We start from the raw sequence: 21521 nt of genomic DNA, 5'->3' as shown, positions 1-21521 counted from the left end.
CGATGCTAGACAGCATTAAAGACAGTTTTACAGAAAGTATTCAAATTCAAATTGCGGCAGCAGAAGCACTGCCAGACGCCATTACTCATGCAGCTCAAGCCATGGTCTCGAGCTTGCTCAATGGCAATAAAATTCTATGTTGTGGCAACGGTGGCAGCGCGTCGAACTCTCAGCAGTTTGTTTCATGCCTTTTAAACCGATTCGAGACTGAACGCCCTAGCCTACCAGCAATGGCCCTAACAGCAGACAACACGACGTTGACTGCCGTCGCCAACGACTACCACTACCAAGAGATCTTCTCTAAACAGGTGCGTGCTTTTGGTCAGCCTGGCGATATCCTACTAGCGATTTCAACCAGTGGTAATAGCAAGAACATCATCAAAGCAATGGAAGCTGCCGTAACGCGTGATATGACGATCATCGCTCTTACGGGTAAAGATGGCGGTGAGATGGCAGGTCTGCTTGGCGAAAACGACGTAGAAATTCGCATTCCTTCTCACCGAACTGCACGTATTCATGAAGTTCATATGTTAACGTTGCATTGCCTGTGTGATTTAACCGATCAGGTGCTTTTCCCTGCACACGACGAATAACTAGCCGGAGAGTATTACGCTATGATGCGATGTCTTGTCATCTTACTTACGATGTTCAGCCTAAGTGGTTGTGCAGGGTTGTTTATTGCTGGGGCTGCAACAACAGCCAATATAGTAACTGATACCCGTACAACTAAAGAGATATGGCAAGACAACAACATCGAGTTCGAGATTGCAGCTCTAGGAAATAAAGCCCCGTTTAAAGGTCAAGTTCGTGTAGTGGCTAGTTCTTACAACGGAACAGTTGTATTAATGGGCCAAGCACCAACACAAGCGCTAGTGAATGATCTAGAGTCTAAAGCTCGAGACGTAGAAGGCGTCAAGAATGTTCACAACCAAATTAAGTTGAAAAAACCGCTGAGCGTTACAGAAATAAGTAACGACAGTTGGATCACCACAAAGGTTAAATCAGCACTGCTTACAGATAGTGAGCTCAATGGTGTGAAAGTTAAAGTAATCACTGAAGACAGTGAAGTTTTCTTGTTCGGATACGTGACCGCTGAACAAGCAAATAGAGCCACTGATATCGCTAGAAATATCTCTGGTGTAAAGCAGGTAATTAAAGGTTTTCAGTATGGTGAAACGACCTCAGAAACCGAATAATTGGCAATTAACAACCAATAAAAAAGCAGCGATAACGCTGCTTTTTTTATTTAATCACTCTTAAGCTTGGTCGGCCTTTCGGACGAGGAGCTTCATCTTCAGTTTGTTCTGAATCAGTAGGAGGCACTTCCGAAGAGTCACTTACCGTGCTAAATGCCGGTGCCTGCTCTTCTTCTACCATCTCCTCACCTTCAATATGAGTGTACGCCTCTTCTGGTTCAAACATTGTACCTGCACCGTTTTCACGCGCATAAATTGCGTGTACAGCGTAAACAGGCACAATAACTGAATGAGGACGACCACTGAATCTTGCGTGAAAGGTAATGGCATCATTACCTAGCTCAAGTTGACCGACAGCACGCGGAGCAATATTCAAGATAATTTGACCATCTTGAATAAACTCAACCGGTACACGTACACCTGGTAGAGTTGCATCAACAACAAGGTGTGGCGTTAGGTCATTGTCTACCAGCCAGTCGTAAAATGCGCGAAGCATATACGGACGGCGAGCAGTCATTTTTGCAATATCCATAACGTGTTATCTAAATCGCTTAGCGAACTAGGCGCATTTCACGTTCAGCTTCAGTCAGAGAAGCAAGGAATGAATCACGTTCAAATACGCGGTTCATGTAAACTTTAATCTCTTTTGAGCCAGGGCCAATTAGATCAATACCTAGTTGTGGTAAACGCCACAATAACGGAGCTAGGTAGCAGTCAATTAGGCTGAATTCTTCACTCATGAAGTATTCATACTCAGCAAAGATTGGCGCTAGAGTCAGAAGATCGTTACGCAGTTTAATGCGTGCTTTTTCTGATTCCTCTGCGTTGCCCTTCATAACTTTCTCAGCGAGTGAGTACCAGTTACGTTCAATACGGTACATCATCAGACGGCTGTTACCACGAGCAACTGGGTAAACAGGCATTAGAGGTGGATGAGGGAAACGCTCGTCCAAGTACTCCATGATGATTTTCGAATCGTAAAGAGCTAGCTCACGGTCAACAAGAGTTGGCACTGATTTGTATGGGTTTAGCTCAACAAGCTCAGCAGGAAGGTTAGCTTCATCAACAAGCTCTACTTCAACACTTACGCCTTTTTCAGCTAGTACGATGCGAACCTGATGGCTATACAAATCTGATGCACTTGAGAAAAGAGTCATCACAGAACGTTTATTGGCAGCTACAGCCATGGAGCCCTCCAGTACACTTACAAATAAAAATAATGGAGGCTAAGCCTCCATTATCCATCAATTAAAATTGGGAATTAGCACGGTATGATAGCACAATTAATGCACATCACGCCAATACTCTTTCTTGAGCATCACGACAACTATTGTTAGTAGAACTAGGAAGCCCATAACCCACCAACCCATCGCATGACGCTCAAGTTTAACTGGGTCACCTGAGTAAACTAGGAAGTTAACTAGATCACCAACAGCTTTATCGTACTCACCAGAGCTTAATTCACCTGTACCGTCCGTTTCAGTGCCAACGACCACTTGTACTTCCTCACCGTCAACGACTTTCGTGCCGTAAACTGGTGTAGGAATACCTTGAAGCTCTTCAAGAACATGCGGCATACCAACACTTGGGAATACCATGTTGTTCACGCCGAATGGGCGGGATGGATCAACATAGAATGCACGTAGGTAAGTGTATAACCAATCCGCACCACGCACTCGAGCTACGAGAGTTAGATCCGGTGGCGGAGCACCAAACCAGTCCCCTGCTTGCTTCGCAGGCATCGCATTAACCATTAGATCACCAACTTTCGCCTCAGGGTCGAAAATCAGGTTTTCTTTCATTAGGTCAATTGGAATATCCAAGTCCGTTGCTACTCGCTCATAACGCTGGTATTGCGTTGAGTGACAAGCAAAACAGTAGTTCATGAATAGCTTCGCGCCGTTTTGCAGCGAAGCTTTATCCGATAGGTCCACGTTCGCTTTATCTAGCGGAACATTGGCACCCGCTGCCATCGCTAGAGATGGCAACATAGCAAATAGAATTACAATCCACTTCTTCATTTGAATGTCACCCTCTCTGGTAATGGTTTGGTCGCTTCATTTTTGCTGTAGAAGAACAGCAGTACAAAGAACATGAAGTAACACAAGCTAAAGATCTGAGACAGAATCGTGTAAAGCGGCGTTGCCGGTAGTGCACCCAAAATACCAAGAGCAATAAAGGCGATAGTGAACTGAACAATATTCAATAGGTGGATTTTGCTACGGTAACGGTACGAACGTACTTTACAGCGATCCAACCAAGGTAGAACAAACAATACTGCAATTGACGCACCCATTAGGATTACACCCAATAGCTTGTCAGGAACCGCACGCAAGATTGCGTAAAACGGAGTGAAGTACCATACAGGAGCGATATGCTCAGGTGTCTTCAGTGGGTTTGCAGCTTCAAAGTTAGGCGGCTCAAGGAAGTACCCACCCATCTCAGGGTTAAAGAACAGCACGTAACAGAAGAAGAACAAGAAACCAGCCACACCAACCAAGTCCTTAACCGTACCGTACGGATGGAAAGGAATCGAATCGATGATGTCGTATTTCTTCGAGTAGTAATCGTGGAACTTAAATTGCGATTGGTAATCGTCGCCCATCGAGCCTTTTGGTAGCTTAGTTTCGATACCGTCAGGGTTGTTTGAGCCAACTTCATGTAGCGCCAATACGTGCAGTACCACCAAAAGAAGCAGAACGATAGGTAATGCAATTACGTGAAGTGCGAAGAAACGGTTCAGCGTTGCACCAGAGATGATGTAGTCACCACGGATCCAAAGCGTCAAATCATCACCGATAACTGGAATCGCACCGAACAGAGAAATGATAACCTGAGCACCCCAGTATGACATCTGACCCCATGGTAATAGGTAACCCATGAAAGCTTCCGCCATTAGAACTAAGAAGATCAACATACCGAAGATCCAAAGTAGCTCACGAGGCTTCTGGTATGAACCGTAAATCAAACCACGGAACATGTGCAGGTAAACCACAACGAAAAACGCTGACGCGCCAGTTGAGTGCATGTAACGTAGCAGCCAACCGTACTCCACGTCACGCATGATGTATTCGATAGAAGCAAACGCGCCTTCACCAGAAGGAACGTAGTTCATAGTCAGCCAAATACCCGTCAGGATTTGGTTAACCAATACCAACATTGCCAGAGAACCGAAAAGGTACCAAAAGTTAAAGTTCTTCGGCATTGGGTATTCCGACAAATGCTTTTTATAAGCATTCATCGCTGGAAGTCGTTTTTCAACCCAGTCTAATAGTGCTTGCATTATGCGTCTCCCTCATCAACACCGATAATGAGCTTCGTATCACTCAAATACATGTGCTTAGGAACCACAAGGTTCAGCGGTGCAGGTACACCCTGGAACACTCGACCAGCCATATCAAATTTAGAACCGTGGCACGGACAGAAGAAGCCAGACTTAACGCCTTGAACTTGCTCTGCGAACGTATCCGGTAGATAGGTAGGTGAACAACCTAAGTGAGTACAGAAGCCAACCGCCACGAAATACTCAGGCTTGATCGAACGATGTGCGTTCTGAGCATAAACTGGTTGTTGTTCCATTTCTGATTGTGGGTCACGAAGCTGTCCATCGATGTTCTTAAGGTTATCGACCACTTCTTGAGTACGGCGTACAACCCATACAGGCTTACCTTGCCACTCAACACGGACCATCTGGCCAGCTTCAATTTTGCTGATATCCACTTCCACCGGTGCACCCGCAGCTTTCGCTTTGGCACTCGGATTCCATGATTTGATAAAAGGCACGGCGACGGCAGCTGCCCCTAATCCACCAACAACTGCCGTTGTAGCGGTTAGAAAACGCCTGCGACCGTTATTTAAAGGCGCGTTGCTCATCCAAACATTCTCCCATTTGCTCCCTTTGGATCGTTGTTATTCCGCTTATAAGAGCATGGCTAACTAATAATGAATTTAGTTCTATTTATTGGAGGGAAATGATAAAGAAAACCCTACTTTTTGACAAGATAAAGCTACCTTTTTGTAACAATTGTGAGGCAAATCGCTCACGCCGTCACAAAAGCGGCAGAATTATAAAAAATAGATGTGATTTGTAACAAGAAAGCGAAACGAAGAACGCCTGAATATTCGAGAAAAAGCCTTGTATTCCGGTTATTTTCCGTCGCTTAGACAGGAAGATATTTCAAGAATGTGAAGGTTATCGCCACTTTTGTTACTCAAACTTTGTAGCACGAGTAAGGCGTAAAAACTCATCATTAGAGAGAGTAAATGTTGCGAGGATATTAAGTGAAGGAGTAAAAATGAGTGCGAAAGGAGGAAAATGAATAAATGCCGACTTCTGAAAAACAAAAAGCTCGGCATATAGCCGAGCTTTGGTACACAGTATCCAGAGTAAATCTGGACCAGCATAATTTCCGATAAGAGGAAATTAACGCTTAGAGAACTGTGGACGACGACGTGCTTTACGTAGACCAACTTTCTTACGTTCAACGCAACGAGCGTCACGAGTAACGTAACCAGCTGCACGTAGAGTAGGACGTAGAGACTCATCGTATTCCATAAGAGCGCGAGTGATACCGTGACGGATAGCACCAGCTTGACCAGAAATACCGCCACCTTTAACAGTAACGTATAGGTCTAGCTTCTCAGTTAGTTCAACTAGCTCAAGAGGTTGTTTAACAACCATGCGAGAAGTTGGACGACCGAAGTACTCATCAAGGCTACGCTTGTTGATTACGATGTTGCCGCTGCCTGGTTTGATGAAAACACGCGCAGCTGAGCTTTTGCGACGGCCAGTGCCGTAGTATTGATTCTCTGCCATTTTCGAAATCCCCAATTAGATGTCTAGTACTTGTGGTTGTTGAGCAACATGGTTGTGCTCAGCGCCCGCGTAAACTTTAAGCTTACGGTACATAGCACGGCCTAGAGGACCACGTGGAAGCATGCCTTTAACTGCAAGCTCAAGAGCCATCTCAGGTTTACGATCGATCAACTTTTCAAAAGTGATAGATTTTAGACCACCTGGGAATTCAGAGTGACGGTAGTACACTTTGTTCTTAGCTTTGTTACCAGTTACAGCAACTTTCTCAGCGTTGATAACGATGATGTAATCACCAGTGTCAACGTGAGGAGTGTATTCAGCTTTGTGTTTGCCACGTAGGCGAGATGCAATTTCACTTGCTAGACGACCAAGAGTTTTACCCTCTGCGTCTACAACGTACCAGTCGCGTTTTACAGTTTCTGGTTTAGCAACGAAAGTTTTCATGCTAATAATAACCCGTTAATTAAAATTTAAACTTTAAGGAACACCCAATAGTGCTCCCACACTGTCTAAGAGCCCAGTCATCACCCCTTCGAGTCGTTGGTTCTCTCGACCTTCTATGTCGAAATAACTTCGATAATCAGGTCTGCAGTAACGGTGGGTCGCAGGATTATAGAGAAGAGCGAAGAAAAAATCACCTTTTTTTGCGTTAAATCACGAATTTTTTCTTCGCTTTTTTAAGATGAGTTGCTGATTTTTACGCCAGATGCTCTCTAGCGAGGTATTCGTGGCTCTGCATTTCGGTCAGTCGAGACAGACAACGTTTAAACTCAAATTCCAACTGCCCTTGCGTATAAAGGGATTCCATCGCCACTTCTGCAGAAATAATCAGTTTGACGTTACGCTCGTAGAACTCGTCCACCAACGCAATAAAGCGTCGCGCGGCATCATCTATCTTACGATCCATCTGCTTTACGTCTGCCAGTAATACCGTGTGGTAGATACGAGATAATTCAATATAGTCATTCTGACTACGGGGCGTTTGGCATAGTTGCTCAAAAGAAGCATGTAGCACGCCATCACTAGCTTCAATCACCGCCACTTCGCGATGGTTAATTTCAATGCTGCTTACTGCAACTTTTCTTTCGCCAATCAATTGCTGGTAGTAGTGCTTGAGGTTAACGGACGCTTGTTCATCCAGTGGGTAGTGATAAATCTCCGCCTGCTCTAATGTACGCAGGCGATAATCAACACCACTATCTACATTCAACACTTCGCATCTTTCTATAATCATTGCGATTGCTGGCATAAAACGCGCTCGTTGTAAGCCATTTCGATAGAGGTTCTGAGGCTCGATATTCGATGTTGCCACTAATACCATTTGGCGTTTAAACATTTCTTGTAGCAAAGTTGCCAGAATCATTGCATCGGTAATGTCAGACACGAAAAACTCATCAAAGCAAACTATATCCGCTTCTTTCTTAAACAAATCAGCGACTTTAGATAACGGATTCTCCACTTCGCCTAGACGCTTAAGTTCATCATGGACTCGATACATAAATCGATGGAAGTGAACTCTCATCTTCTTCTCTGTTGGAAGGGAGTCATAAAAGGTATCCATTAGATATGTTTTCCCACGCCCAACACCACCCCAAAAATACAATCCTTTGGGAGGTTCTGGAAGTTCAGGCTTCTTACCTAATAGTTTTTGCCATTTAGAAACTTGAGGAACTGGCGCAGCTTGGAAGGCTATAATGTCGTGGTAGAGCTTATCTAAAGCAACAACGGCGTTATGTTGGGCTTCATCACGCTGAAAGCCATTATCTACAATATCTTTTTCGTATCGTTTTAATGGTGTCATAGCTATATGTCGTATCAGAGGAACAGAGAAATAATGTCACGCGACAGTCAGTTTGTATCATTCTGTAGAAGTGCTTGCACTCCATAAACAGGGCTTCTATTTTTCTTTATCGACTGTGCAAGGCATAGTAACATGGACATGCACCGCGTGTAACTAAGTAGTAAAAAACTTGTTAAAACAACTATAAGGAGCAGTTATGCCTTGGATTTATGCCATTGTGGGTTTGCTGGTCGGTACAATTGTAGGCGTAGTCATAAGCAGACTAACCACCCCAGAATATAAGAAGCAAAAATCAGTTCATAAAGAGCTAGAAGCCGCGAAATTCCAATTAGAGCAACAACGCCAAGAGCTTGTCGATCACTTTGCACAGACTGCAGAAATGTTGGATACCTTAGGTAAAGACTACACCAAGCTATACCAACATATGGCGAAGACATCTGCTGAACTTCTTCCTAACCTGCCGGAGCAAGACAACCCGTTTGATAAGAAAACAGCAATGTCGACTGATGTAGCAGAAGAGCAACAAGAAGACGCAAATGAACAGCCTAAAGACTATGCTAATGGCGCAACCGGACTGCTTAAAGATCAAGAAAAGGAAGTCATCGAAGCTCCAGAATTAGTAGCAGCTAAAGCTTCATAAACGTCATGTAAACCCAAGTAATCACACACGAACTGTGATACTTGGGTTTTTTCTTTTCCTAATAATTGTACTTTTTGTCATTTCCTTCCTCTCTAGTTTGAACTTTTTTCCAACATCAATGTTCTAAACTCCATAACAACCTGCCGGCCCCTTTTGACTATCAACACCAATCCCCATAATGGATTTGATGAAGATATTTCTTTTGGCAGACCTGTTAAACAGAGGAGTTATTGGATGAAAAAACCTTTGCTTGCGCTAACCGTTCTATCTTTAAGCTTGAGTTCAATCATCACACCAATTACCGCTACCGCTGCACTTCCATTGAGTGTTGATGGTGAGCAATTACCTAGCCTTGCGCCAATGTTGGAGAAAGTGACTCCGGCAGTCGTCAGTATTGCCGTGGAAGGCAAGCAGGTTCAAACCAGTCGTATACCAGAGCAGTTTCAGTTCTTCTTCGGTCCTGAATTTCCAACAGAGCAAACCAGAGAACGCCCTTTCCGAGGTTTAGGTTCTGGCGTCATCATTGATGCCCAAAAAGGACAGATCGTCACCAACTACCATGTCATTAAAGGGGCAGACGACATAAGAGTACGTCTATATGACGGCCGAGAATACGATGCAAAACTCATTGGCGGTGACGAGATGTCAGATATTGCATTGCTAAAACTTGAGACGGCAAAAAACCTTACCCAGATAAAAATTGCAGACTCAGACAAGCTCCGTGTCGGAGACTTTAGCGTTGCGATTGGCAACCCATTTGGGCTAGGTCAAACCGTCACTTCCGGCATCGTATCAGCTTTGGGACGAAGCGGATTGAATGTCGAAAACTTCGAAAACTTCATTCAAACCGATGCGGCCATCAACAGCGGTAACTCAGGCGGTGCTTTGGTTAACCTTAACGGTGAGCTGATCGGTATCAACACTGCTATTCTTGGTCCAAATGGTGGCAATGTCGGCATTGGCTTTGCTATCCCATCGAATATGATGAAAAACCTTACTGACCAGATTTTAGAGTTTGGCGAAGTGAAACGCGGTATGTTGGGCGTTCAAGGTGGCGAAGTTACTTCTGAACTTGCAGAAGCTCTGGGCTATGAGTCAAGTAAAGGTGCTTTTGTTAGCCAAGTTGTGCCAGACAGTGCCGCAGATAAAGCTGGGCTAAAAGCGGGAGACGTGATTGTTTCCGTCAACGGAAAGTCGATTGATACCTTCTCTGAGTTACGAGCAAAAGTAGCCACCTTAGGGGCCGGGAAAGAGATAACACTTGGCGTTATCCGCGATGGTAAGAAAAAGGACTTCGACGTGACGTTGGGAGAGTCCACCAATATCAAAGCCAAGGCTGAGACCTTACACGATGGCCTTAAAGGCGCAGAATTAGGTAACACCACACCAAGTGATAGCATTCAAGGTGTCAAAGTTACTAACGTAGTTGAAAACTCACCGGCAGCTCAATACCAGCTGCAAAAAGATGACATCATTATTGGTGTAAACCGTCAAAGAGTGAAGAATTTAGCTGAACTGCGCTCAATTACCGAGAAACATAAAGGGGTATTGGCTCTGAACATTCAACGAGGAGATCGTACTATTTACCTCGTTATCCGCTAATCCTTTGAGTAGCGTCTATAAAGGGCAGTATGTTTACATACTGCCCTTTTGTTATTTTTCAATGTAATGCTATTCTTCTTGTCTCTAATTTGAGTTGTTCTACAAAGCATGGAGTGGGTATGCTGAACTTTTTGTTACGTTCTGTTTTTTTAGGTCTCGCGACTGCGGCGGTTGTTCTATTGGCCGTACCTTCTTTGCGTAGCAATATCATCCCAGAGGCTCTTGACGTTCAGCCAAGTAATATTAAGTCACTGGAAGTCTCTTTTAATCAGGCCGTCAGAAAAGCAGCCCCTGCTGTGGTCAATATCTACAGCCGCAAGTATGTGGAAAACGATCGCAGTAAACTTTCGACTCAAGGCTTAGGTTCTGGCGTTATCGTCAGTGAGAAAGGCTACATTATTACTAACTACCATGTCGTCGCTCAAGCCGATCAAATCGTAGTCGCATTACAAGATGGCCGTGCTGCTGCAGCCCAATTGGTTGGAACAGACAAACGTACAGACATTGCAATCTTGCGTGTCGAAGGTTCCAACCTCCCAGTCATACCACTCAACCCAGAATATCAGCCTCAAGTTGGTGATGTCGTCCTAGCAATTGGCAACCCTTACAACTTAGGCCAAACCACTACCTTCGGCATTATTTCAGCAACAGGTCGTTCATCGATCAGTGATGGTCGCCAAGCCTTTATCCAAACCGACGCGGCAATCAACGAGGGTAACTCCGGTGGCGCTTTGGTCAACACTCAGGGAGAACTGGTTGGCATCAATACCGCTTCTTTCCAGCAAGCGACCGATCTTGAAACCTACGGTATCTCCTTTGCAATTCCAGCCCCTCTAGCAAACAAGATCATGCAGAAGATCATCGCAGATGGTCGTGTGATCCGTGGCTATATTGGCATTGATGGACAAGATATTAATGCTGTGACGGCTCGCTTACTGGGGAATGAGCACATCGGCGGTATTGTCGTATTAGGGATCGATCCAGATGGTCCGGCAAGTGCTGCTGGTTTTGAGAAACAAGACATCATCATCAGCATTAACGGCACTAAGGTTCAAGGACGCCAAAGCGTGATGGATATCGTCACTGACCTGCGCCCTGGTACATCCGTTGATGTCGGCATTATCCGCAAGGGTAAAGAAATGAACTTAAAAGTCACCATCGCCGAAGACAAACAAGAAGCATAAAAAATCCCAGCCATTGGCTGGGATTTTTGTTTGTGCGTTATTCGCTAGCGCTCGACTCTTCTGAAACCTCTGAGCTTCCACCCATTTCGATTTCAATTCGAGTAACGCGCTGCAAACCTCGTGGCAGCAAGCTACCTCGACGTCCGCGTTCACCACGGAAGTTCTCAAGATCAGCAGGTTTCAAGCCTAGTTTACGCTTACCAGCATACAAGGTTAGAGACGCGCCTTGTGGCAGAGCCATCAAGTGAGAAAGCACCTCTTCACGCTCTTTCGCCTTCGCCGCTGGAATGTTGATGATCTTGTTACCCTTACCTTTCGCCAATTGCGGTAGGTCTTTAATTGGGAACAACAACATGCGACCTTGGTTGGTAATCGCGAGAATTTCATCTGAATCCAAATCTGCAATTGTCTTCGGTGTCATCACCTCAGAGTTCGCAGGTAGAGTCACCAATGCTTTACCGCTGCGGTTCTTCGATAGCAAATCTGAGCCTTTACATACAAAGCCGTAACCTGCATCAGAACCCACCAGCCATAATTGCTCTTCTTCACCCATGATCACTTGGCGAATATTGCTGCCCGCAGTGATATTCAAGCGACCAGTAATCGGTTCACCTTGGCTTCGTGCTGACGGTAGTGAATGCGACTCAAGTGAGTAACTTCGACCATCACTGCCAAAGAACACCGCTTGCTGATTACTCTTACCGCGCGCATGCGCTAAGTATTGGTCACCAGACTTGTAGCTCAAGCCTTCTGCATCCACATCGTGACCTTTCGCGTGACGAATCCAACCTTTCTCAGAAAGCACAACCGTGATTGGCTCACTTGGTACTAGGTCGCGTTCAGTCAGCGCTTTTGCTTCTGCACGTTCAACCATTGGAGAACGACGATCATCGCCGTACTTCTCAGCGTCTGCTTTGATTTCTTTCTTCAGTAGTGTGTTTAGACGACGCTCAGAACCTAGCAGCTGTTCTAGCTTCTCACGCTCTTTCTCTAGCTCGTCTTGCTCACCACGGATCTTCATCTCTTCTAGTTTGGCTAGGTGACGAAGTTTGGTATCTAGAATTGCATCCGCTTGGATATCGGTAATACCAAAGCGTTCCATCAGCACAGCTTTTGGATCGTCTTCAGTACGAATGATCTCAATCACTTCATCTAGGTTGAGGTAAGCAACCAACAAACCTTCCAAGATGTGTAGACGAGCCATAACTTTGTCTAGGCGGTGTTGTAGACGGCGACGTACAGTCGTACGACGGAACTCGATCCACTCAGACAGAATTTGTACCAGACCTTTAACTTGAGGACGGTTATCCAAACCAATCATGTTCAAGTTAACACGGTAGCTGCGCTCAAGATCCGTTGAAGCGAACAGGTGGTTCATCAACAGATCGCAATCTACGCGGTTTGACTTTGGAACCACAACGATACGCGTTGGGTTCTCGTGATCCGATTCATCGCGAAGGTCGTCAACCATTGGCAGCTTCTTAGCGCGCATTTGGTTTGCGATTTGCTCAAGCAGTTTCGCACCTGATACTTGGTGTGGCAGAGAAGTGATAACGATATCTGAGCCTTCTTTGTGCCATACCGCGCGCATCTTGATGCTGCCGCGACCGTTACGGTAAATCTTCTCGATATCCGCTTGCGGCGAAATGATTTCTGCTTCTGTCGGGTAGTCTGGGCCTTTAACGAACTGCATCACATCTGGCAGTTCCGCTTTCGGGTTGTCGATCAAATGGATGGTTGCATCCGCCACTTCACGAACGTTGTGAGGCGGAATATCTGTCGCCATACCAACCGCGATACCAGTAACACCGTTTAGCAGGATATGAGGCAGACGTGCTGGCAACATTTGTGGCTCTTTCATTGTGCCATCAAAGTTAGGTTGCCATTCAACCGTACCCTGACCTAATTCGCCCAGCAGTACTTCGGCAAACTTAGACAGTTTTGCTTCGGTATAACGCATTGCCGCGAATGATTTCGGATCATCTGGCGCACCCCAGTTACCTTGACCGTCAACCAATGGGTAACGGTAAGAGAATGGCTGTGCCATCAATACCATCGCTTCGTAACATGCAGAGTCACCGTGCGGGTGGTATTTACCCAACACGTCACCAACGGTACGTGCAGATTTTTTGTATTTTGCTGATGCCGAAAGACCAAGTTCCGACATTGCGTAAATGATGCGTCGTTGAACCGGCTTCAAACCATCGCCAATGTATGGCAATGCGCGGTCCATGATTACGTACATCGAGTAGTTCAGATAAGCGTCTTCGGTGAACTTGCGCATTGGCAACTGTTCAACGCCATCGTAAGTAATTTCTGTAGACATCCGTTAAACCTCTGCCATATCGCCGTTGTTTTGTAGCCAAGAACGACGATCATCTGCTCGTTTCTTACCAAGCAGCATGTCCATCATTTCCATGGTCGCCGCCGAGTCATCAATAGTTAACTGAACCAGACGACGCGTGTTTGGATCCATGGTTGTTTCGCGCAACTGAAGTGGGTTCATCTCACCCAGACCTTTGAATCGTTGCACGTTGATTTTGGCTTTCTTCTTCGACAAGCGCTCTAGTACACCATCTTTTTCGTCATCGTCTAGGGCATAGAAGACTTCTTTGCCACAGTCGATACGGTACAGAGGCGGCATCGCTACGTAGATATGACCAGCTTCAACAAGAGCACGGAAGTGACGAGTAAACAGAGCACACAATAGCGTTGCGATGTGTAGACCATCCGAGTCCGCATCGGCAAGGATACAGATCTTACCGTAACGCAGGCTGTCTAGGTTGTCGCTGTCTGGGTCGATACCCAAAGCAACCGAGATATCATGAACTTCTTGAGAAGCCAGAACTTGGTCTGCAGAGACTTCCCACGTGTTTAGGATCTTACCGCGCAGTGGCATCACCGCTTGGAACTCACGATCACGTGCTTGTTTAGCAGAACCACCCGCCGAGTCACCCTCTACGAAGAAGATTTCGGTGCGGTTAAGGTCTTGTACAGAACAGTCGGTCAGTTTGCCTGGTAGAGCAGGACCTGATGCAACCTTCTTACGCACAACCTTTTTGCTCGCGCGCATACGACGATGTGCGTTAGCGATACACACTTCCGCTAACTGTTCAGCCAGCTGCGGCTTTTCGTTCAACCATAGGCTGAATGCATCTTTTACTACGCCAGAGACAAAGGCAGCCGTTTGACGAGAAGACAAACGCTCTTTGGTTTGACCGGCAAATTGCGGGTCTTGAATCTTAACTGACAGAACGTAAGAACAGCGGTCGAAAACGTCATCACCCGTTAGCTTCACGCCACGAGGCAACAAGTTGCGGAATTCACAGAACTCACGCATCGCATCAAGCAAACCTTGGCGTAGACCGTTAACGTGTGTACCACCTTGAGCGGTAGGGATAAGGTTCACGTAACTTTCCGTGATCATCTCGCCGCCCTCTGGCTGCCAGATTACCGCCCAGTTTGCCGCTTCAGTTTCTGCTGAGAACTCACCTGTAAATGGTTCTTCAGGTAGAACGGTATAGCCTTTTACACCTTCCGCTAGATAGTCTTTAAGGCCATCTTCGTAGTGCCATTTGTAGTCTTTGTTGTTTACTTTGTCGGTAAACGTAATTTCTAGGCCTGGGCAAAGTACCGCTTTCGCACGTAAGTTATTCACCAAACGTGTTACTGAGAAGTTTGCAGAATCAAAGTACTTAGCGTCTGGCCAGAAGTGTACACTGGTACCACGGTTGCGACGGCCACATGTGCCCGTAACCGTTAGATCAGATACCTTATCACCATGCTCAAATGCAATCTCATACACTTGACCATCACGACGGACTGTCACTTCAACACGCTTAGACAACGCGTTTACTACAGAGATACCTACACCGTGCAGGCCACCAGAGAATTGGTAGTTCTTGTTAGAGAATTTACCACCTGCGTGAAGCTTACATAGGATCAGTTCAACACCTGATACCTTTTCTTCTGGGTGGATATCAACAGGCATGCCTCGACCATCATCGATCACTTCTAATGATTGGTCAGCATGTAGGATGACTTGTACTTTTGAGGCATGTCCGGCAAGCGCTTCATCGACACTGTTATCGATAACTTCTTGGCCCAAGTGGTTTGGGCGCGCTGTATCCGTATACATCCCTGGTCGGCGACGTACTGGCTCTAAGCCATTCAGTACTTCAATGGCACCAGCATTATATTGTTCAGTCATATTACGGAATTGTTCTCAAAGTTTACTTGTTTCCCGAGCTTCGCAATGATGCGAACCATATTCGAAAAACGAAAAAGCTACCCCGTCTGCACCCTTAGCATCGGCAAGGTTATGCATAACAAAGTAGTCAGGGCTTCATACCCTTAAGTTCTTTTTGGCAAAACATAGTCGGAAAGCATGCCAACTATGTCAAGAAACGGTTGGATATAGCAATGAAAACTATGAGCCTATTCCAATCGTCTCGTTAGTATTACAGTTTTAAGAACTCAATGATTTGAGCAGGATAACGCTCAAAGCCGATAAAACTGTGATCACCACCTTCTTCTACCGTTTGTCTCGCTTGCGCAAACTTTTCTACGGCCTGGCGATAGTCCAATACCTCGTCTTCCGTTTGCTGTAACAACCAGAAAGACTCAGGCGACGCGATGCTTTGTACATCAAGTGCTTTTAGCTCGTCAATATGACAAGCTTCAAGTGTATAGGTTTCGTGCGTATACGGGTTGGTTTGCTCACCAAGGTAATCCACCAGCAATTCATAAGGCTTGACCGCTGGGTTTACAACCACAGCTCGAAAGCCAAATTTTGCATTCAACCAAGTCGACATGTAACCACCTAATGAGCTACCAACGAGACCAATGTTATAGTCGTCTTGATGCTGCTCAACGATATCTAGTAAGTATTGAGCCGCAAGTTGAGGGAAACACGGTAGCTGAGGCACGATAACCTTAATATCCGGTCGCTGCTGTTCACAGAACGCTTTCATTACATTCGCTTTCATGGAAAGCGGCGAGCTGTTAAAGCCATGGATATAAAGCAGCAAAGAAGGTTTGCTCATGATCGCCTCACGTTAAAAAAGTAAGCCCGAACATAAGGTTCGGGCATGATAATGATTAGTAGCCGTTTGAGGTAAAGTCCGGCTGAAATTGGCCATCTGGTAAACGGTTGACCTCGGTCGTAATGTCACCATTACTGTGCAACTCAAGTTCTCGCCAACCTGGTGACTCAGTATCAAGTGCAAAGTCATCGGAATCTGGTTTGAACTGCACGCAAGTTGATGGCGTAGCCATCACACGGATGCCATTATCCAAAACGTTCATATCTTGGTGGACATGGCCGCATAAAATGCCTTTTACGTTCGAAAAACGATTCACAACTTGCCAAAACGCTTCCGCATCTTTCAATGTATGCTGATCTAACCAGGCACTGCCAACCAATAGAGGATGGTGGTGCAAAAGGACCAAAGTATGTCGCTGTGGATTTTCTGCGAGCTTTTCCTCAAGTAGTGTCAGCTGTTGATCGCTTAATCGCCCATGGGGTACACCAACGACCTGAGAATCCAAAAGAATCAACTGCCAGTGCTCACCGAGCATAAGATGCTCAACAGATTGAATTTGAGGAGATGGTAGAACACTGCCCATGTTGGGCTTGTAATCATGATTACCAGGAAGCCAGAAACAATCTTTTTCCAACGGTGCTATACCTTCAGCAAAACGCTGATAAGATTCGGCACTATGATCTTGCGAAATATCACCAGTTGCTAATATGTAGTCAAACTGCACCTGACGATGGAGAATCTCTTGCACCACGGCAGAGAAGCTGTCGGCAGTTCTTACGCTCAGCAAGCTGCCCTCATCTGCAGCAAACAGATGAGTATCCGTGATTTGTAATAGCTTTATACTGTCACTAGATAATTGCAAAATGAAAACCTGATTCGTCCACTATAGTTCTTTGTTGTTTTCCCTTAATGAGCTGACAATCAATTGAAGGCAAGTGGTGTTCTACTAATACCACTTCGTAAACAGAACGTCAGCCATTCACCAAGGAATGTATTGAGCTGATGCTTTTCATCTCTTTGCATCAACTGGTCGTTGGGATAATCATATTTAGCTTTAATGCGAGAAAATTCTCCACCTGAACATACTTCAGCAACTCTCGCATCGTGATAAAGCCTGACAGACATCGTCGGTAAAGGAAACACTGGTGTTTCATCACTCTGACATATCTCAACAACTGTGGTGTATTTTGTGATTTCATTCACGGTCAATTGGTAGACCATACTCGCAGCTTGATAGCAGCGAACATCACCAACTTCGGCAGAGGCAGGCAGTAACGCGTTCAGCTTAGCGTAGTTGGTCTCATATGTTCTCATTAGACCCGCTAAGTCGACATGATATCGTCGTTTTTCAGCTACTTGTGCCATTACTCATTCTCCACCGTAGGGGGAACTCCCCATTGTGACGTCAATTCCTCATGGTTCAATTGCAGCCATTGCAATGCAATGATAGATGCACCATTCTCGAATTTACCGTCTTTCACCCATTGATACGCGGTTTCACGACTAAGGACATGGACTCGAATATCTTCATTCTCATAGTCTAAACCATGAATGCCATGCGCTTTAGTTGCATCCACTTCGCCAATGAATACATCCAGCTTTTCAGAACAACCGCCAGAAGAAGGATAATAAGAGGTTACCGAAGCCACACGTTCGACTTGAATACCCGCTTCTTCTTCCGCTTCTCGACGAATCACCTCTTCAGCAGATTCGTCACGATCAATCATGCCAGCGACAATTTCGTACTGCCATGGGTGTGAATGTTCCAACGCTCCCACTCTGATCTGTTCAATGATCACAACCTGATCAGTCACAGGATCATACGGGAGCATAGCAGCAGCATGACCACGCTCGAACATTTCTCGTTCAACAACGTCACTCCATCCACCAGCAAACAACCTATGCTTAAAACGGTATTTCACCATTTTAAAGAAGCCTTTAAATACGGTTTCTTTTGAGATTATTTCCACATCCTGTGGAGTAAAATCATTCTGTTGCTTGTCACACTGTTGCATTCAACACCTCTTTGAGTGAATCGTGTAGTTTACTCATTGTTCTGAGCTTGCTCAAAGGACATTGCTCAACTTTTTATATAATAGTTATAAATAATTTTAAGCAAATCCCAAAAATTTATTGCACGAGTGGATAATTAAGTGTAAAAAAGTGCAAAGTTTAGAGTAAATATCGTTCAAATTGAGTTAAACTACTGAGAATTAACCAATCTATTGACCGCGGGAATAGAAAATGAAAAAACTGCTTCCACTTTTTATCAGTGCAGCGCTAGGTAGTATGAGTACATCTGCATTGGCAGACTCTCTTGCAGAAATCTACGATTTAGCAAAACAAAATGATCCTCAACTACTGAGTGTTGCAGCACAGCGCGACGCTGCTTTTGAAGCAATCAACTCTAGCCGCAGTGCCCTACTACCTCAAATTAACTTGACCGCAGGATACAACCTAACTCGTGGTGATACTGATCCTGACGCAGGCAGCAGTATCTCAAATGATAAAAATGTTCTATCTGCAGGCGTTGGCTTCTCTCAAGAGCTTTACAACCGAGCGTCTTGGATCACATTAGATACCGCTGAAAAAACCGCGCGTAAATCAGATGCATCTTACGCGGCAACACAACAAGGCTTAATCCTACGTGTCTCTCAGGCATACTTCGAAGTGCTACGAGCGCAAGATAACCTAGTGTTTGTTCGTGCAGAAAAAGCTGCCGTTGGCCGTCAGCTAGAACAAACAAAGCAACGCTTTGAAGTAGGTCTATCAGCAATTACTGACGTACACGATGCGCAAGCTCAATACGATGCAGTACTAGCTGATGAAGTGTTGGCAGAAAACTCACTGATCAACAGCTACGAATCGCTACGTGAAATCACAGGTCAGGAACATAAAAACCTGAATATTCTTGATACTGCGCGTTTCTCAGCCAGCCCATCGAACGCCACTGCAGAAGCTTTGATCGACCAGGCAAAAACTGAAAACTTGAGCCTATTGTCTGCACGTATTTCACAAGATATTGCTCGCGATAACATCTCTCTAGCAAGCTCTGGTCACTTGCCAACGCTATCGCTAGACGGTGGTTACAACTATTCTGACCAAGCAGAAAGTATTAACGACAACACCACTGATGGCTTTAACATCGGCGTTAACCTAGCTGTGCCTCTATACACTGGTGGCAACATTACTTCTAAAACTAAACAAGCTGAATTCGCATACGTTGCAGCAAGTGAAGATTTAGAAAAAGAATACCGCAGCGTAGTAAAAGATGTTCGTGCGCAAAACAACAACATTAACGCTTCAATTGGCGCGTTAAAAGCTTATGAGCAATCTGTTGTTTCTGCGAAATCTGCGCTAGAGGCGACTGAAGCAGGTTTTGATGTAGGTACTCGTACCATCGTAGACGTTCTAGACTCAACTCGTCGTCTATATGATGCCAACAAAAACCTATCTAATGCTCGTTACGATTACATCTTAAGCGTACTTCAATTGCGTCAAGCGGTTGGTACACTAAGCGAGCAAGATGTCCTAGATGTTGATGCAGGCCTGAAGCCAGCAAAGTAAGCATCGATATCTAAGTAACACACAAAACGCCAGTTGATTTTTCAACTGGCGTTTTTTTGTTGGGGTAAGTAACCAAGCCAAGTGTGCTTTAGATTCCCTCCCCTTGAAAAGGGGGAGGACTGGAATGCGTTTGTGGTTACATTCACTCCTCCAAAAACAACAAAGGTCGCTCGAAAGCGACCTTTAGTAATTAGTTTGTAGTAGCCAGTTTGGCTGTAAAGGTATTACCCCTTACCACCTTTGATTGCGTTAATGATTTCGCTGGTTGAGCAACCATCTTCGAAGTTCAGTACGCGAACTTCACCGCCTGCGGCAATCACTTCTTTACCACCAGCAATCTCTTCTGGTTTGTAGTCACCGCCTTTCACTAGCAAGCTTGGCAACACTTCAGAAATCAAACGCTGAGGCGTGTCTTCACTGAAAGGTACAACCCAATCAACTGCACCTAGACCTGCCAATACTGCCATACGACGGTCTGTCGGATTTACTGGGCGACCAGGGCCTTTTAGGCGCTTAACGGAATCGTCAGTGTTGACCGCAACGATAAGGCGATCGCCAAGCTCAGCAGCATGGTTTAAGTAAGACACATGACCGGCGTGTAGGATGTCGAAACAGCCATTGGTCATCACCACCTTCTCACCTTTCGCGCGTGCTTTCTTCACAGCTTCGATCAGTGCTTGCTCTGAAATCACACCGTAGTCGGTATCTTGACTACCATGAATCGCTTCCGCCAATTCAATCTCAGATAGGGTTGATGTACCTAGCTTGCCAACCACAACACCTGCTGCTGCATTGGCTAGTGCACATGCCTCTTCAAATGATTTACCCGCCGCTACCGATGCTGCCAATACAGAGATAACCGTATCGCCCGCACCTGTCACGTCGTACACTTCTTTCGCTTGAGTAGGTAAATGGAACGGCTCTTGACCACGACGAATAAGTGTCATGCCATTTTCGCTGCGTGTTACCAATAGTGCTTCAAAGTCGAATTCTTCAACCAGTGCTAGTGCTTTTTCTACTAACTCTTGCTCAGACTTTACTTTACCGACTACGTCTTCAAACTCTTTCATGTTTGGCGTTAGTAGTGTTGCGCCACGGTAACGCTCAAAGTCCGCACCTTTCGGATCGATGAATACAGGAATATTCGCTGCACGTGCTTTTTGGATGTATGCCTGAACGTGCTCCAAAGACCCTTTCGCATAATCAGACATGATCACCGCTTTCACTGCTGGCAATGCGGTTTCCATGCGAGACAACACAGGCTCTGGATCGGTATTTTCAAACTTGTCTTCGAAATCAAGGCGAATCAACTGCTGACCACGACTCATCACACGTAGCTTCGTAATGGTTGGATATTCTGGCAATGCCACGAAATCGCATTTTACTTTGAGCGAGTTCAGCGTTTCTGTCAGTACTTTCGCTGGCTCATCCATGCCTGTAAGACCAACAATGTGAGCATGACCGCCGAGTGAAGCGATATTCATTGCGACGTTCGCAGCACCACCCGGACGCTCTTCATTGTTTTCTACTTTAACAACAGGTACTGGCGCTTCAGGGGAGATGCGTCCAGTTGGGCCATGCCAGTAACGATCCAACATGACATCGCCGATGATCAGCACACCCGCACTGTTGTAATCAGGTAGAATTGGTTTCATTATTGGTCTCCAAAA

Annotated in this window: 21 protein-coding genes; 6 read left to right on the top strand and 15 right to left on the bottom strand. The window is 45.5% G+C overall.

The features are described 5' to 3' along the window. Window positions 1-2: 2 nt before the first annotated feature. Together KIV41_RS01755 and KIV41_RS01750 are read left to right on the top strand one after the other, a co-directional pair. On the top strand, window positions 3-593 hold the full coding sequence (locus KIV41_RS01755) for a phosphoheptose isomerase (RefSeq protein ID WP_010445840.1): 591 nt from the start codon (window positions 3-5) through the stop codon (window positions 591-593). 21 nt (window positions 594-614) lie between these two features. After that, a complete protein-coding gene (locus KIV41_RS01750) occupies window positions 615-1196 on the top strand; it encodes a BON domain-containing protein (protein ID WP_045386532.1) in 582 nt (193 codons plus the stop codon). A gap of 46 nt (window positions 1197-1242) precedes the next feature. On the opposite strand, the gene sspB is transcribed toward KIV41_RS01750, so the two are convergent. From sspB to zapE, 8 genes are all read right to left on the bottom strand, one after another. Then, complete coding sequence (gene sspB, locus KIV41_RS01745) at window positions 1243-1728, bottom strand: ClpXP protease specificity-enhancing factor (protein WP_045386530.1); 486 nt, start codon at window positions 1726-1728, stop codon at window positions 1243-1245. Between the two features lie 19 nt (window positions 1729-1747). Then, window positions 1748-2383, bottom strand: a complete 636-nt coding sequence (gene sspA / locus KIV41_RS01740; protein ID WP_010445837.1) for a stringent starvation protein SspA — start codon at window positions 2381-2383, stop codon at window positions 1748-1750. 96 nt (window positions 2384-2479) lie between these two features. Beyond that, window positions 2480-3217: a cytochrome c1 gene (locus tag KIV41_RS01735; protein ID WP_010445836.1), complete on the bottom strand. Its 738-nt coding sequence runs from the start codon at window positions 3215-3217 to the stop codon at window positions 2480-2482. After that, the gene (locus tag KIV41_RS01730) at window positions 3214-4479 is read right to left on the bottom strand and encodes a cytochrome bc complex cytochrome b subunit (RefSeq protein WP_010445835.1); all 1266 of its coding nucleotides are present in this window, start codon (window positions 4477-4479) and stop codon (window positions 3214-3216) included. The genes KIV41_RS01735 and KIV41_RS01730 overlap by 4 nt, the downstream gene beginning before the upstream one ends. After that, entirely contained in the window at window positions 4479-5069 is a 591-nt protein-coding gene (petA, locus tag KIV41_RS01725; RefSeq protein WP_010445834.1) for a ubiquinol-cytochrome c reductase iron-sulfur subunit, read from the bottom strand. Before petA ends, KIV41_RS01730 begins: the two co-directional genes overlap by 1 nt. Window positions 5070-5619: 550 nt before the next feature. Further along, entirely contained in the window at window positions 5620-6012 is a 393-nt protein-coding gene (gene rpsI / locus KIV41_RS01720; RefSeq protein ID WP_005436094.1) for a 30S ribosomal protein S9, read from the bottom strand. A 15-nt stretch (window positions 6013-6027) separates the two neighbouring features. Next, window positions 6028-6456 carry a 50S ribosomal protein L13 gene (gene rplM, locus KIV41_RS01715; protein WP_005372872.1) on the bottom strand — a complete coding sequence of 143 codons (429 nt, stop codon included), beginning with the start codon at window positions 6454-6456 and terminating at the stop codon, window positions 6028-6030. Window positions 6457-6709: 253 nt separating this feature from the next. Next, the gene (zapE, locus tag KIV41_RS01710; RefSeq protein WP_285335569.1) at window positions 6710-7813 is read right to left on the bottom strand and encodes a cell division protein ZapE; all 1104 of its coding nucleotides are present in this window, start codon (window positions 7811-7813) and stop codon (window positions 6710-6712) included. Window positions 7814-8009: 196 nt separating this feature from the next. On the opposite strand from zapE, the gene zapG reads away from it, so the two are divergent. The 3 genes from zapG (at window position 8010) to degS (ending at window position 11239) form a co-directional block, all read left to right on the top strand. After that, window positions 8010-8453, top strand: coding sequence for a Z-ring associated protein ZapG (gene zapG / locus KIV41_RS01705; protein ID WP_010445827.1), 444 nt, complete (start codon window positions 8010-8012; stop codon window positions 8451-8453). A 234-nt stretch (window positions 8454-8687) separates the two neighbouring features. Next, the gene (locus KIV41_RS01700) at window positions 8688-10055 is read left to right on the top strand and encodes a Do family serine endopeptidase (protein WP_045386521.1); all 1368 of its coding nucleotides are present in this window, start codon (window positions 8688-8690) and stop codon (window positions 10053-10055) included. Between the two features lie 119 nt (window positions 10056-10174). After that, the gene (degS, locus tag KIV41_RS01695; protein ID WP_010445823.1) at window positions 10175-11239 is read left to right on the top strand and encodes an outer membrane-stress sensor serine endopeptidase DegS; all 1065 of its coding nucleotides are present in this window, start codon (window positions 10175-10177) and stop codon (window positions 11237-11239) included. Window positions 11240-11276: 37 nt separating this feature from the next. Here the strand turns inward: degS and parC are convergent, their stop codons facing one another. The 6 genes from parC to nudF all read right to left on the bottom strand — a co-directional run bounded on the left by parC (window position 11277) and on the right by nudF (window position 18299). After that, window positions 11277-13565 carry a DNA topoisomerase IV subunit A gene (parC, locus tag KIV41_RS01690; protein WP_010445821.1) on the bottom strand — a complete coding sequence of 763 codons (2289 nt, stop codon included), beginning with the start codon at window positions 13563-13565 and terminating at the stop codon, window positions 11277-11279. A 3-nt stretch (window positions 13566-13568) separates the two neighbouring features. Continuing rightward, the gene (parE, locus tag KIV41_RS01685) at window positions 13569-15449 is read right to left on the bottom strand and encodes a DNA topoisomerase IV subunit B (RefSeq protein WP_285335568.1); all 1881 of its coding nucleotides are present in this window, start codon (window positions 15447-15449) and stop codon (window positions 13569-13571) included. A gap of 250 nt (window positions 15450-15699) precedes the next feature. Beyond that, a complete protein-coding gene (gene yqiA / locus KIV41_RS01680; protein ID WP_045386516.1) occupies window positions 15700-16284 on the bottom strand; it encodes an esterase YqiA in 585 nt (194 codons plus the stop codon). 55 nt (window positions 16285-16339) lie between these two features. Further along, on the bottom strand, window positions 16340-17146 hold the full coding sequence (cpdA, locus tag KIV41_RS01675; protein ID WP_038884174.1) for a 3',5'-cyclic-AMP phosphodiesterase: 807 nt from the start codon (window positions 17144-17146) through the stop codon (window positions 16340-16342). 59 nt (window positions 17147-17205) lie between these two features. Beyond that, window positions 17206-17649, bottom strand: a complete 444-nt coding sequence (locus tag KIV41_RS01670) for a DUF1249 family protein (RefSeq protein WP_010445813.1) — start codon at window positions 17647-17649, stop codon at window positions 17206-17208. Further along, window positions 17649-18299 carry an ADP-ribose diphosphatase gene (gene nudF / locus KIV41_RS01665; RefSeq protein ID WP_171305148.1) on the bottom strand — a complete coding sequence of 217 codons (651 nt, stop codon included), beginning with the start codon at window positions 18297-18299 and terminating at the stop codon, window positions 17649-17651. Before nudF ends, KIV41_RS01670 begins: the two co-directional genes overlap by 1 nt. A 229-nt stretch (window positions 18300-18528) precedes the next feature. Here nudF and tolC point away from each other — a divergent pair, with 229 nt between their 5' ends. Beyond that, window positions 18529-19851: an outer membrane channel protein TolC gene (gene tolC, locus KIV41_RS01660; protein ID WP_045386506.1), complete on the top strand. Its 1323-nt coding sequence runs from the start codon at window positions 18529-18531 to the stop codon at window positions 19849-19851. A gap of 224 nt (window positions 19852-20075) precedes the next feature. Here tolC and hldE read toward each other — a convergent pair whose 3' ends face one another. Continuing rightward, the gene (gene hldE, locus KIV41_RS01655; RefSeq protein WP_010445808.1) at window positions 20076-21506 is read right to left on the bottom strand and encodes a bifunctional D-glycero-beta-D-manno-heptose-7-phosphate kinase/D-glycero-beta-D-manno-heptose 1-phosphate adenylyltransferase HldE; all 1431 of its coding nucleotides are present in this window, start codon (window positions 21504-21506) and stop codon (window positions 20076-20078) included. Between the last annotated feature and the right edge of the window lie 15 nt (window positions 21507-21521).

Origin of the sequence: Vibrio sp. D401a, assembly GCF_030248515.1 — a bacterium.
Lineage (GTDB): Bacteria > Pseudomonadota > Gammaproteobacteria > Enterobacterales > Vibrionaceae > Vibrio > Vibrio rotiferianus.
This window is presented reverse-complemented; position numbering and strand designations above follow the sequence as displayed.

Bases quoted from the DNA above. Each gene is read 5' to 3' on its own strand.
- KIV41_RS01755 (WP_010445840.1), top strand. From the start codon at position 3: ATGCTAGACAGCATTAAAGACAGTTTTACAGAAAGTATTCAAATTCAA.
- KIV41_RS01750 (WP_045386532.1), top strand. From the start codon at position 615: ATGATGCGATGTCTTGTCATCTTACTTACGATGTTCAGCCTAAGTGGT.
- sspB (WP_045386530.1), bottom strand. From the start codon at position 1,728: ATGGATATTGCAAAAATGACTGCTCGCCGTCCGTATATGCTTCGCGCA.
- sspA (WP_010445837.1), bottom strand. From the start codon at position 2,383: ATGGCTGTAGCTGCCAATAAACGTTCTGTGATGACTCTTTTCTCAAGT.
- KIV41_RS01735 (WP_010445836.1), bottom strand. From the start codon at position 3,217: ATGAAGAAGTGGATTGTAATTCTATTTGCTATGTTGCCATCTCTAGCG.
- KIV41_RS01730 (WP_010445835.1), bottom strand. From the start codon at position 4,479: ATGCAAGCACTATTAGACTGGGTTGAAAAACGACTTCCAGCGATGAAT.
- petA (WP_010445834.1), bottom strand. From the start codon at position 5,069: ATGAGCAACGCGCCTTTAAATAACGGTCGCAGGCGTTTTCTAACCGCT.
- rpsI (WP_005436094.1), bottom strand. From the start codon at position 6,012: ATGGCAGAGAATCAATACTACGGCACTGGCCGTCGCAAAAGCTCAGCT.
- rplM (WP_005372872.1), bottom strand. From the start codon at position 6,456: ATGAAAACTTTCGTTGCTAAACCAGAAACTGTAAAACGCGACTGGTAC.
- zapE (WP_285335569.1), bottom strand. From the start codon at position 7,813: ATGACACCATTAAAACGATACGAAAAAGATATTGTAGATAATGGCTTT.
- zapG (WP_010445827.1), top strand. From the start codon at position 8,010: ATGCCTTGGATTTATGCCATTGTGGGTTTGCTGGTCGGTACAATTGTA.
- KIV41_RS01700 (WP_045386521.1), top strand. From the start codon at position 8,688: ATGAAAAAACCTTTGCTTGCGCTAACCGTTCTATCTTTAAGCTTGAGT.
- degS (WP_010445823.1), top strand. From the start codon at position 10,175: ATGCTGAACTTTTTGTTACGTTCTGTTTTTTTAGGTCTCGCGACTGCG.
- parC (WP_010445821.1), bottom strand. From the start codon at position 13,565: ATGTCTACAGAAATTACTTACGATGGCGTTGAACAGTTGCCAATGCGC.
- parE (WP_285335568.1), bottom strand. From the start codon at position 15,449: ATGACTGAACAATATAATGCTGGTGCCATTGAAGTACTGAATGGCTTA.
- yqiA (WP_045386516.1), bottom strand. From the start codon at position 16,284: ATGAGCAAACCTTCTTTGCTGCTTTATATCCATGGCTTTAACAGCTCG.
- KIV41_RS01670 (WP_010445813.1), bottom strand. From the start codon at position 17,649: ATGGCACAAGTAGCTGAAAAACGACGATATCATGTCGACTTAGCGGGT.
- nudF (WP_171305148.1), bottom strand. From the start codon at position 18,299: ATGCAACAGTGTGACAAGCAACAGAATGATTTTACTCCACAGGATGTG.
- tolC (WP_045386506.1), top strand. From the start codon at position 18,529: ATGAAAAAACTGCTTCCACTTTTTATCAGTGCAGCGCTAGGTAGTATG.
- hldE (WP_010445808.1), bottom strand. From the start codon at position 21,506: ATGAAACCAATTCTACCTGATTACAACAGTGCGGGTGTGCTGATCATC.